Raw genomic sequence first — 12,082 nt, forward strand, 5'->3', positions numbered from 1 at the left:
GGTAAGAATAGGAATAGGCAGAACGTTTTCCTAAAAAACAGTTTTTCAATATGAGCAATACCAGTAATTTTCGTGAAGCTATCCGTGAGGCTAAATCTCACGCCCTCGTTGGTCCAAACGTAATCGCCAACGCTCTCCCCTACGTCGGTGGTGGATTGGTGCTAACTGCATTAGGAACCTACGGCGGTTTGGGAGTTATCCGTGCTAACCCCGAAATCTTCTTTCCCACCTTCATTGGTGCGGTGATTTTGGAGTTAATTTTGTTCTTTGTTGCCCAAAATGTTGCCCAAAAAGGTAACAAGGGACTTGCGCTACCCCTGTTGGCAACCTACAGCCTCTTGTCTGGATATACCCTCAGTGGCTTGGTATTTGTCGCTTTGAGATCCCAAGGTGTTGGCATTCAAGGCATTGGTTTAGCTGCCCTTGGTTGTGGCGTTACTTTTATTTTCGCCCGTCAAATTGGTTCAAATCTCTCTGAACAAGATGGCATGGCTTTGACGAAAACCATCAATCTTGGCGTTATCGCCTTGGTGGTTGTGTGCCTCGCCCAATTTGGGTTTGCTATGTTTGGTATTTACACGCCAAATTGGTTAGAAATCGCCATCTCCGGTTTAGGAGTATTCCTGTTTGTTGGGGTTTCTGTTGTCGATTTCTATATCTTGCCCCGCACTTACAGCGATGACCAATATCTGCCTGCTGCTTTGTCGATGTATTTAACTTACATCAACTTGTTCGTCTTTATCTTGCGGTTGCTAATTGCCATCAATGGCCGCGATTAATCGTCTTAGACACTAACAAAAGTCAAGTTTTATAAAGTTAAAACCGTGGTTAAATTTTTAGCAGCCACGGTTTTTTCATCGTTTTAATAGTAGAATATGTAGATAAGTTAAGCCTCAAGTGAGCAAAACTATGCTTGAACTGTCAAATATCAGAATTGAAGTAGAAAAGTGGTCTAATATCTTGGGTAAGGCTGAGGATTGTCTTTGACCTTCAATATTTAACTGCAACAATTCAATACTTTCATCTAGTAATTGCTCAACCGGATTTTTGGAAGAATCCAACCACTGCTTATGAGACACTTCAAGAAATTGAATATTGCATATTTTACAAGCATCAGGAATATCAGCGCTGGTGTTCGATTCTAGAAGATATCAAGGCTGCACTGGAATTATTGGAATTATCAGCCGATGAGCAATTACTGCAAGAGGCGCAAACCAAACTTACCCAACTTCAAAAAGAACTCGAAACAGCAGAAATACGACAGTTATTGTCTGACCCCTGCGATCAAAAAGGTGCATTTATCACTTTAACTGCTGGGGTTGGTGGTGTAGATGCTGAATATTGGGCATATATGTTGCTGCAAATGTACTGGCGTTGGGCAAAAAGCCACAATTACCAATTGAATGTAGTAGAGATTTCTGATGGGAATGAGGCCGGAATTAAGTATGCAACCTTAGAAATTACAGCACGTTGTGCATACGGCTGCCTCAAATCAGAAACGGGCACACATCAGCTACAGCAAATATCGCCCTTTGATGCTGCTAACAGCTTGCAGACGAGTTTAGCAAGTGTAGAAGTTATCCCAATATTGGATGAGTCCGTTGAGTGGGAAATTCCAGAGAAGGATTTGGAAATTACTTGGTATCGCCATCGAGGGAATGTCAACCGTCCAGAAGTATGGGTGCGGGTGGTTCATATTCCTACCGGGATTAGTGTATTTTGCGACCAACAGCGTAGCCAGCTGCAAAACAAAGAGAAAGCCTTAGCTATTCTCAAGAGTAAACTGTTTGCGATGTCTACGAAGGGCTACGCCTACGCACTAGCCCAAGGTGTCCAGATTGACAAAATTCAACCACGACAGATAAAACCTCAATCCAACAAGCTCATCCGTGAATACATCTTGCATCCTTACACCAACGTTAAAGATTTACGTACCAATGTAGAAACAACTGCTGCGACAGAGGTATTAGACGGTAAAGTTGATTTGTTTATCAAAGCCTATCTGCAACAGCTAAATCACACTACTTCAGGGGATAAGGAAGTGCTTGATAATTTCAAGTAACTTTTGTAGCTTAATATCCAGTGGTGCGGCGAGAAATTGCCCAACTACAGCTAAAATTAATAGATACAAGTAGAATAAAGAGCGATTTTCCAATCCAAAGCGCTCTATCTATCATTACAACAAGCATTATGGATGTCCTAGAACTGAAACGCGAAATCGAAACGTTGTCTGGCCGCCTGGGTAAAACCCAGGACTATCTTTGACGTACCTGCACTGACAGCCAAAATTCAAGACCTCGAAAAAATATCCGCTCAACCAGAATTTTGGAATGAGCAAACCCAAGCCCAACAAACGCTACAAGAACTCAATGACTTGAAAGCCCACCTCCAGCAATACGATCGCTGGCACGCCAATCTGGAAGATACTAGGGCAGTTGTTGAATTGTTGGAGTTAGAAACCGATGAGGCACTACTCCAAGAAGCGGAATCTACCATCACTAAACTAAATCGTGACCTGGATCAGTGGGAGTTACAACAGTTACTTTCTGGCCCCTATGATGCGGAAGGTGCTGTACTGACAATTAGTGCTGGTGCTGGTGGCACAGATGCTCAAGACTGGGCATTTATGCTGATGCGGATGTACACCCGTTGGGGCGAAGCTCACGGCTATAAGGTAACTTTAGCTGAAGAATCGGAGGGTGATGAAGCCGGAATTAAATCGGCAACCCTAGAAATTACTGGTCGCTATGCTTATGGTTACTTGCGATCGGAAATGGGTACACATCGCTTAGTGCGGATTTCACCTTTTAATGCCAACGGCAAGCGACAAACCAGTTTTGCAGGGGTGGAAGTGATGCCGCAGATTGATAACTCTGTGCAATTAGATATTCCAGATAAAGATTTGGAAATCACCACAACTCGGTCTGGTGGTAAAGGTGGGCAGAATGTCAACAAAGTAGAAACTGCGGTTCGGATTGTTCACCTTCCTACAGGACTTGCTGTGCGCTGTACAGAAGAGCGATCGCAACTGCAAAATAAAGAGAAAGCCCTAAATCGCCTCAAAGCAAAGCTTTTGGTCATCGCCAAGGAGCAACGCGCCCAAGAAATTGCCGAAATTCGTGGCGATATGGTGGAAGCCTCCTGGGGAAACCAAATCCGTAACTATGTCTTCCACCCTTACCAAATGGTGAAAGACTTACGTACAAGTACAGAAACAACGGCGATTGGCGATGTGATGAATGGCGAACTTGATCCATTCATCCAAGCTTATTTGCGCCAAGAAAACAAATTAGTAGAAAACCCTGACTCATAATTTGGGATTATTTGCAAGTGCTAAGTAATGAATTCTTAACATTACTTAGCACTTTTGATTTTTGAGGATTTTAGATTGGCGCGTTTTCAGAGAAATTTCTGAGTAATATGCAAGCGATCGCCATTCTATCCCAGACCAACTGTTACAGTTATAAAAGAGTCTGTAGACAAATAACTATGAGCAACTCTCCTTCAACAGAACCTCAACCTAGCTACGTAAAACTCGCCATGCGAAACATGGTGCGGAAGGGTGCAACTTCCCTGAAGCATTTTGCGTTGACTGCTGTAGGGCTTTTAGCTCTCCTTGTCGGTCTTGCTTACTTAACTCACTAAGCTAGTCATTAGTCATTAGTCATTAGTCATTAGTCATTAATTATATTTAAAAGGACAAAGGACAAAGGACAAAGGACAAAGGACAGTCAACCCTAAACCTCAGACAAGGAGACTATGTGCCCCTGAGCGTTGAACTATATGTGGAGGATTCTTTTTACGATTTGTCTCTGACAACATCTGTAAAAATTACTGACACTGATACTCGAATTCCTCCTGAAACTTGGGAAAATTGGTTTAATAACTGGTTGGAAATACTTCAACCTCAAATTCCGCCAGCGCCAAGTTATGAAATTGGGCTGCGTTTGACAGATGACTCGCAAATTCAAGAACTGAATGCTCAGTATCGTCAACAAGATAAGCCTACAGACGTTTTAGCTTTTGCTGCTTTAGAAGTGGATTTTCCGCAAAGCAAAGAAATGCTTGCATCTGTACCATTATACTTAGGTGATATTATCGTGTCTGTAGATACAGCACAGCGTCAAGCTAACCAGCAGGAACATAGCTTACCAACTGAACTAGCTTGGTTAGCATCTCACGGTTTATTACACCTGTTGGGCTGGGATCATCCTGATGAAGAAAGTTTGGGACGAATGTTAAAACAGCAAGTAAGATTGCTGAACGCGATAGGTATTGCTATTGACATGGAATAGCAGTAGTTATGTGTTCTTCATGTTAATTTTGGGTAATACTTTTATAATACTTCTGTGCAAATTTGCTTAAAGATTGCCTCAAAGTTAATTCTGCCATTAAGATCGGCGAATATTCCCACTGTAGCAACTCTATTTTTGTATTTTTAAGTCTATGTCCCCAAAAATTTCTTCATCACCAACGCCTACCTCGTTACAAACACTGGTGTCTAACGAACGGGAATTTTCCTGGAAAGTAGCCTCTAATTTATTTGTTAGTTTTAAATATGCCTGGGCTGGAATCAGCTATAGTTTTCAAACTCAACGTAATTTTCGCATCCACGTAAGCGTTTGTGCTTTAGCGATCGGTTTAAGCGTATTTTTGCACCTGCAAGCTGTGGAAATAGCGGTAATTGGTATAACTAGTGGTTTAGTTTTGGCATTAGAGTTACTAAATACAGCGATCGAGTCTCTTGTGGACTTAACCGTTAAGCAGACATATCATGAGTTGGCAAAAATCGCTAAAGATTGTGCAGCTGGTGCAGTTCTTGTCTCTGCTTTGGTAGCGGTGCTGGTAGCTGGTACGCTATTGCTCCCTCCTCTGGTAAGGTTAATTATATCCGCTTTGTAAATATGATTTGCGTAGGCATAGCCCAACCCAGGCATCGCCAAGTGACTTGGTAAGAGGAGCGCACTCTACCCAATTCATATTATAAAAAATTTAAGAAGTGGCTTGTTATAAAAGTAGCCGCTTCATATTTATGTGTCTACGTTAGCGTTATTTTTATATTTAGCGAACAATATAGTATCAATAATCTGATGAGAGCTAAAAACCAGGAGTGATGAGCTTTGATTATAGTTATCGACAATTATGACAGTTTTACATATAACTTAGTGCAATATCTGGGAGAATTAGCAGCAGAATTCTCAGTAGCAAATGATATTAAAGTTTTTCGTAACGACAAGATATCCATAGATGAGATTCGTGCATTAAAGCCGGAAGCCGTAGTTATTTCTCCTGGGCCTGGCCGCCCGGAAGATGCGGGTATATCCTTAGAATTGATTGAACAGCTAGGACAAGATTTGCCAATTTTAGGTGTCTGTTTGGGACATCAAAGCATCGGTCAAGTATTCGGTGGTAAAATAATTCCTGCTCCAGAGTTGATGCATGGCAAAACTTCTCAGGTATCTCACACTGGGGTGGGGGTTTTTCGGGGATTAGAAAATCCTCTCATCGCCACTAGGTATCATAGTTTGGTAATCGAACGTGAGACTTGCCCAGATGTGTTGGAAATCACCGCTTGGGTTGAAGATAACACCATCATGGGAGTGCGACACCGGAACTATCCTCACATTCAGGGTGTCCAGTTTCACCCAGAGAGTGTCCTGACATCTTCAGGAAAACAGTTATTACGAAATTTTCTCGAACAGTTACAGTCAAGAGCATAATTAATGAAACGACGACAGTTGATGGGCTATGCTGGGGCGGGGTTGGCCACAGCTTTAGTTACTACCTTGGGTTCTAAATCTCAAGCTGACGCACAATCTAGCGGTTTATCAGTTCAGTGGTTGGGTCATACTTGCTTTCTTTTTACTGGTGGTGGTGCGAAAATTCTCGTCAATCCATTTCGGACGGTTGGCTGTACTGCTAAATATCGAATACCAAAAGTTGCAGCAGATTTGGTACTGATTAGCAGTCAATTACTGGATGAAGGTGCAGTGGACGTACTACCGGGAAATGCAAAACTCATCTACGAACCAGGAGTTTATGAGTTTAAAGGTATTAAGTTCCAAGGAATTGCCATAGACCACGATCGCAAAGGTGGTAAGCAATTCGGCTCAAATACTGCTTGGAGTTGGAAGCAAGGCGGGATTAATATCTTACACTTAGGGGGAGCCGCTGCACCTATTTCCATTGAGCAAAAAATCTTGATGGGACGACCCGATGTATTATTTATTCCAGTGGGAGGCAGCGCAAAAGCCTACAATGCTCAAGAAGCAAAGCAGGCTATTCAAGTATTAAATCCCAAGCTGGTGATTCCGACCCATTACCGGACACAGGCGGCTGATGCTGCTAAGTGCGATATTTCACCACTTGATGATTTTTTGACCTTAATGCAAGGTACGACAGTGCGGCGTAGCAATGGGGATAGTGTTTCCATTAGCCCTGGTAAATTGCCAGAAAAGGGGGAAATTCAGGTTTTGACTTACAAGTTTTGAATAAAAGGGACTGAGAAAGAACAAGGGGAAGCAGGGGGAGAATAATGACTTCTACCTCCTACCTCCTGAATTCAGAATTCTGAATGCTGAATTCTGATTTTAGAATGTATACCACTGTGGGCCAAGCTTATCTGCATCGCTGATGGGATTCTCAACGGCTGTTGTTCCATCTATAGTCCAAATGTTGTCTGAACCTGCGGTCTGATCGCGCCAGTAGATATCGGTCTTACCGTCGCCGTTGAAGTCACCAAGAGATGGTGTCAAGGCCGCGTTATTAGTTGGTAAGAAAGCTTCAGTCGCAACTGTTGTACCATCCATCAACCAAGCAGTGTTCGCACCTGTAGTTCCATTGTGCCAGAAGATATCGGTCTTACCATCACCGTTGAAATCACCAATTTTGGAAGTCCAGGATGAGTCAAGTGTTCCCAAAGCGCCTTCTGTGACTAAGATGCCTCTCATCGTCCAAACCTTGTTTTCACCGGTTTGAGCGTTTCTCCACAGAATGTCAGTGCTTAAATCGCCGTTGAAATCACCAAGGCTAGCAGTCCAGGCTGCGTCTTGGGATTGTAGCGCAAATTCAGTCTTTTGGGCACCATCCATAAACCAAGCGCTGTTATCGCCAGTTGTCCCATTGCGCCAGAAAATATCGCTCTTGCCATTGCCATCGAAATCAACAATGGTAGGAGTTAGAGCTGTGTCTGTAGTGTCTAGAACAGTTGCAGTTAGAACTGTAGTGCCATCCATCTCCCAAATAGCGTTCTCACCGGTTGTAGCATTGTGCCAGAAGATATCGGTTTTGCGATCGCCATTGAAATCCCCAATCTGAGGACTCCAGGCTGCATCAACGCTAGATAGAGCAGCCGCAGAACCAACTCTAGTTCCATCCATCAGCACAATGCTGTTCTCACCTGTTGTCTTATTGCGTAATAAGAAGTCGGTTTTACCATCAGCATTGAAATCAGCAATTTTGTAATCATAGGCGGATAGGTCAAATTGACCCAAAGAACCCTGTTCGACAACTTTTGTGCCATCCATCAACCGAATAATAATCTCACCAGTTGTAGAATCGACCCAAACTTTATCTGTTTTGCCATCACCATTGAAGTCAGGAACAATCGCCGCACTGGTTAAGTAAGGATTAGGATTAGGATTTGCTGACACCACCGCAGACGGTTGTGGTTGTGAGGAACTCTTACTCCCCAAAAACGAATCAGAATTTAGAGGAGTTACGCTATCAAGAGGAGATGATAATGCTTGTATTTTTTCGGAAGTTTGTGTCCATTGTGCATTCAAAGTTTTTGAAGTATTTTGAGTTCCAAACATGGTGTGTTTTTATGATTGGTTGTCATATTTTTTTAACTTTTTTTTGAAGCCGCTTTCTGTAACTAAATAACATTTTCCAGGTTTTCCATATTTCTTTATAACTATTTTTTGTTTATTAATATCATTATTTGAAGATAAATCTTTGTTTGTTTTAAGTGATAATTATAAAATCTTCAAGTCCTATACAAACAATTACAAAATTCTTTTTGTTCATTATGTATATGATGATTTACAGATAAAGCAATAAAGCTTTATCTGTTTTCTTTGACATTCAAAACTTTTATCAAAATTCTACTTATATCTTTAACGGTTCATTAGTCAGACAAAAAGTATTCACACTACACTATAGGACTAATATTTGATTGCCTAAAATAACTCAGTACAGCTCAAAAATCCTTCTTGACTATTGCCTGCCCACTATGGCTAGAACAAAAATCAAAGCGGCTTGCTATAGTAGCCTTTCAAGGTTCGATTCATTGGTAAGTAAGTTCGCAGGAAGGAATTTAGTCCTTATTTTTTAAGTACTCAAATGTTTAATACAAACTTTCAAAATTAGCTTTATAAAGTAATATCCGTATTTATTACAAAGTTACAAATATGCTAAAATAGAAATAATCGCTACATCCATTCTAATAATTTGTGTAATAAGTCCTTGTTTTATGATGAATTTCTCAATTGTTTGCGGAATCACTACTATTTTTTATTTTGTGGAATAGCTCTAGATGTATGCTTACTTTCTTCAACTGTACGAACAGGTAATTGCACGCCAGTTTCGAAAAAATTAGTATATGTAAATACTACGAATTCATCTTTATTGACCACGTAAGCGATCGCTTTTATTGCTAGGGGTTGAGCAGACATATTCTTGACAGCGTGTTGTGGAATTTATTAACTACCAAAATTGATATGGAATAAGGCGTTAAAAATAATTTATTTTTTATAAAAATACTAAATCATTCGATAACAACAATATTTGCGAGTTATTTCAAAATTAGGAAATCTGAGTATTTCAAGATAATTGATTATTCTCCAACGATTTATGGCTTGAGTGGAAACAAATATTGGTTAGAATAACTTAGATTAGCAACTATTAAGAGGCCTGAACTGTGCATCTATCAGTTGCTAAAAGTGTAAAATAATACAATATTTTCATAAAAACATCAGCTATGCAAGCAGAATATCGGCAGCGTCGTGAGCAGTTAATGGCAAAAATTGGTGATGGCACAGCCATTTTTCGCAGTGCGCCAATGGCAGTGATGCACAACGATGTCGAGTATGTTTATCGCCAAGACAGTGATTTCTTCTACCTAACTGGTTTTAACGAACCACAGGCAGTAGCAGTGTTAGCGCCACATCATTCAGAACATCGGTTTGTGCTGTTTGTCCAACCGAAGGATCGCGAAAAGGAAGTATGGACTGGTTATCTTTGTGGGGTAGATGCAGCCAAGGAAATTTATGGTGCTGATGAAGCATACCCCATTAGCGAGTTAGATGAAAAGTTGCCGCAGTATTTGGAAAAAGCCAGCCGCCTTTACTATCACTTAGGACGCGATCGCAATTTTAACGATCAAATTCTGCGACATTACCAAAGTTTACTGCGGACTTATCCTAAACGCGGTACTGGGCCGATCGCCATTGAAGATACTGGCCCTGTTCTCAACAGCATGAGACTAATTAAAAGTGAAGCTGAGTTGGGGTTAATGCGTCAAGCGGTTGCGATCGCCACTGAAGCACACAATTACGCCCAAGAAATCACCGCACCTGGACGTTATGAGTACGAAATTCAGGCGGAGATGGAACGCATCTTTCGAGTCCGGGGTGGAATGGGGCCAGCTTATCCTTCGATTGTGGCTTCTGGAGTGAATGCTTGCGTACTCCACTACATTGAAAATAATCGTCAAATGCAGGATGGAGAATTACTGCTAATAGATGCCGGTTGTGCTTACGGTTATTACAACTCGGATATTACCCGGACATTTCCTGTAGGGGGTAAATTTACGCCAGAACAAAAGACACTGTATGAGATTGTTTTGTCAGCGCAAAAACAAGCGATCGCTCAAGTGAAACCAGGTAATCCCTTCAAATTAGTTCACGATACAGCAGTGCGCGTTATCACGGAAGGTTTAGTTGAACTTGGCATTCTCAAAGGTGAAATTGATAAGTTAATTGAAGAAGAGAAATATAAGCCATATTATATGCACCGTACCAGTCATTGGTTAGGTTTGGATGTTCATGATGTAGGAGTTTACCAGCACGGTGAAGACAAACCGCAGATTTTACAACCAGGCCAAATTTTGACAGTGGAACCTGGACTATATATTGTGCCAGATACCAAACTAGCAGAAGACCAACCAGAGACTGATCCTCAATGGATTGGCATTGGTATTCGGATTGAGGATGATGTGTTAGTTACACCTGATGGACATGAGGTGTTAACTGCGGGAGTTCCCAAAGCAGTGGATGAACTGGAACGATAAAAAAGGGGGAAGGGGAGCTAATTTCCAAATCTCTCTCCCAATCTGGGAAACGTTAGGAAACCCGGCTTCAACAAAGTAAGCCGGGGTAATTTATGCACTTGTATAAAAATGAGGCTTAATCTGTGCGATCGTTATTTTTGGCACTAGGAGCAATAACAGAAAGTTCTTAAATCAAGAACAGCCCTCAACAAATTCAACTTCTGGTAGTTTACCTGACCGAAACTCAGTAACACGCTTACCGTCAGTCTCGAAAACAACGCGATAGTTCTGATCAGCACGGTCTTTCGGGATAAATGTCAAGTAGTGTCCGCCTTGGACGTATTTATGAGGTGTGATTTTAATTTGTCCTGGGTAAAGAGACTTGATTTGTGCTTCGGTATCGCCAATTTTTGCACCTTTGAGGGTAGTAATCTGGGTATTCTGCCGCACATCTACTCTAGAAATGCGACCTCCTGTCACCATGAACGAAAGATTGTTGGGTTCATTTTGTGGCTTAACATAGTAGCAATTGTTATTGGTTGGATCGCCCACTAACTTAGTACCAGCAGCCTTTGTCGCTTGGGAAACAGTCATCCCAACTCGTACTGCACCGATTCCATTGATAAACAGTTTTGCCTGATTTGTCAGTTTCGCTTTTGCTACAACTGTGCTGAGAGTTAGAGAAGAAACTGCCAACGTTAAGGAAGCAAGAGTCAAGAATTTAACTTTATTTTTCATAAATTGTGGGAATAAAAGTAGTAGATTTTTGCATACTGTATCTATGCTACCAATTTCAGATTTTCAAGTTTTTGACTGGCGAAATTGTGATATTACTTCAATCAAACCAACAATATTACGGTTGAACTCAGGTAAATCTTCCACAAGTATCCAATATTCCTGATGTATAGAACCGCCCACAGCCCTATTTCCTTATGCCTTTTGCCTCGATCTACTTAATATCAAAGTCTGTTTTGTTGGTTTTTATCAACTTGGATCTTCCTTATCCATAGCTTCAAAAAGAGTATTTCCAGTTTGTTCATCTGCGTAGGCGTAGCCCGTCGTAGACATCGCTCCTTGATTATCTCCCAAATGACGACGAATTTGGCTACGCAATATATATGCTTCTGCTTCTTTAGGATTTAGCTGAATTACATAATTAGCATCTGCGATCGCACCTTTGTAATCTTGGAGTTTTTGACGAGTATATCCACGAGAGATATAAGCGTAGGTATCTTTGGCATTCAATTTAATAATTTTGTTGTAATCAGCGATCGCTCCTTTATAGTCTTCCAGATGATTAAGAACTTGCGCTCGCTGGTAATAGATACCACTGACATTTTTGGGTTTAAGGCGCAAAATCTCGTTATAATCTTGAATCGCGCCTTTATAATCTTTTAATCTATTACGAAAGCTGGCACGAGTCATACGAGATTCAATATCGTGAGGTTTTAAGCGCACAATTTGGTCATAATCTGCTAGTGCGCCTTTATCATCATGTAGTCCCATACGCGCCTGCGATCGCTTGATATAAGCATCGACATCATTAGGATTTTTATGCAAAGCAGCAGTTGTAAGCTCAATTTGTTGTTGTCTATTTTTTTTGATCTGCTCAATTCTTTGCTGAGAATTTTGAGAGTAATAAGTCAATAACTTTACCCAGCTAGGAGCTATAGCTTGCAAAGTACCTAATATTCCTCCTAACATAGTTCTTTAATAGGAGTTTGAAATAAATCTTTTAAATAGATAGGAACTGTATCAGCCTTTGTAATCTGGTACTTAGGATATTGAATCTGAGATTTGCTAAGTAGTAAA

At 41.1% G+C, this 12,082-nt stretch carries 13 protein-coding genes; 9 read left to right on the top strand and 4 right to left on the bottom strand.

Translation table 11 applies throughout. The features are described 5' to 3' along the window. Window positions 1–50 precede the first annotated feature (50 nt). The 8 genes from ACFFRD_RS25800 to ACFFRD_RS25835 all read left to right on the top strand — a co-directional run bounded on the left by ACFFRD_RS25800 (window position 51) and on the right by ACFFRD_RS25835 (window position 6,491). Window positions 51–779, top strand: a complete 729-nt coding sequence (locus ACFFRD_RS25800) for a Bax inhibitor-1 family protein (RefSeq protein ID WP_392478335.1) — start codon at window positions 51–53, stop codon at window positions 777–779. Window positions 780–909: 130 nt separating this feature from the next. After that, window positions 910–2,062, top strand: a protein-coding gene (locus tag ACFFRD_RS25805; protein ID WP_392478336.1) for a PCRF domain-containing protein whose coding sequence is annotated in 2 segments (ribosomal slippage) — window positions 910–984 and window positions 986–2,062 — 1,152 coding nt in all. Because the reading frame shifts where the segments join, the coding sequence is not laid out codon by codon here. Window positions 2,063–2,190: 128 nt separating this feature from the next. Beyond that, window positions 2,191–3,313, top strand: a protein-coding gene (gene prfB / locus ACFFRD_RS25810) for a peptide chain release factor 2 (protein WP_392478337.1) whose coding sequence is annotated in 2 segments (ribosomal slippage) — window positions 2,191–2,262 and window positions 2,264–3,313 — 1,122 coding nt in all. Because the reading frame shifts where the segments join, the coding sequence is not laid out codon by codon here. Between the two features lie 176 nt (window positions 3,314–3,489). Then, window positions 3,490–3,645, top strand: a complete 156-nt coding sequence (locus ACFFRD_RS25815; protein ID WP_012408076.1) for a DUF3285 domain-containing protein — start codon at window positions 3,490–3,492, stop codon at window positions 3,643–3,645. A gap of 122 nt (window positions 3,646–3,767) precedes the next feature. After that, window positions 3,768–4,295, top strand: coding sequence for an rRNA maturation RNase YbeY (gene ybeY, locus ACFFRD_RS25820; RefSeq protein ID WP_392483166.1), 528 nt, complete (start codon window positions 3,768–3,770; stop codon window positions 4,293–4,295). A gap of 151 nt (window positions 4,296–4,446) precedes the next feature. Next, complete coding sequence (locus ACFFRD_RS25825; protein ID WP_012408078.1) at window positions 4,447–4,902, top strand: diacylglycerol kinase family protein; 456 nt, start codon at window positions 4,447–4,449, stop codon at window positions 4,900–4,902. A gap of 218 nt (window positions 4,903–5,120) precedes the next feature. Further along, window positions 5,121–5,720 carry an aminodeoxychorismate/anthranilate synthase component II gene (locus ACFFRD_RS25830; protein ID WP_114084118.1) on the top strand — a complete coding sequence of 200 codons (600 nt, stop codon included), beginning with the start codon at window positions 5,121–5,123 and terminating at the stop codon, window positions 5,718–5,720. Window positions 5,721–5,723: 3 nt separating this feature from the next. Beyond that, window positions 5,724–6,491 carry an MBL fold metallo-hydrolase gene (locus ACFFRD_RS25835; RefSeq protein ID WP_392478340.1) on the top strand — a complete coding sequence of 256 codons (768 nt, stop codon included), beginning with the start codon at window positions 5,724–5,726 and terminating at the stop codon, window positions 6,489–6,491. 99 nt (window positions 6,492–6,590) lie between these two features. Here ACFFRD_RS25835 and ACFFRD_RS25840 read toward each other — a convergent pair whose 3' ends face one another. Beyond that, window positions 6,591–7,814 (bottom strand): FG-GAP repeat domain-containing protein, encoded by a 1,224-nt coding sequence (locus ACFFRD_RS25840; protein ID WP_392478342.1) that lies wholly within the window; start codon window positions 7,812–7,814, stop codon window positions 6,591–6,593. Between the two features lie 693 nt (window positions 7,815–8,507). Continuing rightward, complete coding sequence (locus ACFFRD_RS25845) at window positions 8,508–8,675, bottom strand: hypothetical protein (protein WP_392478343.1); 168 nt, start codon at window positions 8,673–8,675, stop codon at window positions 8,508–8,510. Window positions 8,676–8,980: 305 nt separating this feature from the next. Between ACFFRD_RS25845 and ACFFRD_RS25850 the strand changes: the two genes are divergently transcribed. Next, complete coding sequence (locus ACFFRD_RS25850; RefSeq protein WP_392478344.1) at window positions 8,981–10,291, top strand: aminopeptidase P N-terminal domain-containing protein; 1,311 nt, start codon at window positions 8,981–8,983, stop codon at window positions 10,289–10,291. A gap of 171 nt (window positions 10,292–10,462) precedes the next feature. Here ACFFRD_RS25850 and ACFFRD_RS25855 read toward each other — a convergent pair whose 3' ends face one another. Continuing rightward, entirely contained in the window at window positions 10,463–11,008 is a 546-nt protein-coding gene (locus ACFFRD_RS25855) for a hypothetical protein (protein WP_392478345.1), read from the bottom strand. 246 nt (window positions 11,009–11,254) lie between these two features. Further along, complete coding sequence (locus ACFFRD_RS25860; protein ID WP_392478346.1) at window positions 11,255–11,974, bottom strand: tetratricopeptide repeat protein; 720 nt, start codon at window positions 11,972–11,974, stop codon at window positions 11,255–11,257. Window positions 11,975–12,082: the final 108 nt, after the last annotated feature.

Source organism: Nostoc sp. C110, from assembly GCF_043099725.1.
GTDB lineage: Bacteria > Cyanobacteriota > Cyanobacteriia > Cyanobacteriales > Nostocaceae > Nostoc > Nostoc muscorum_A.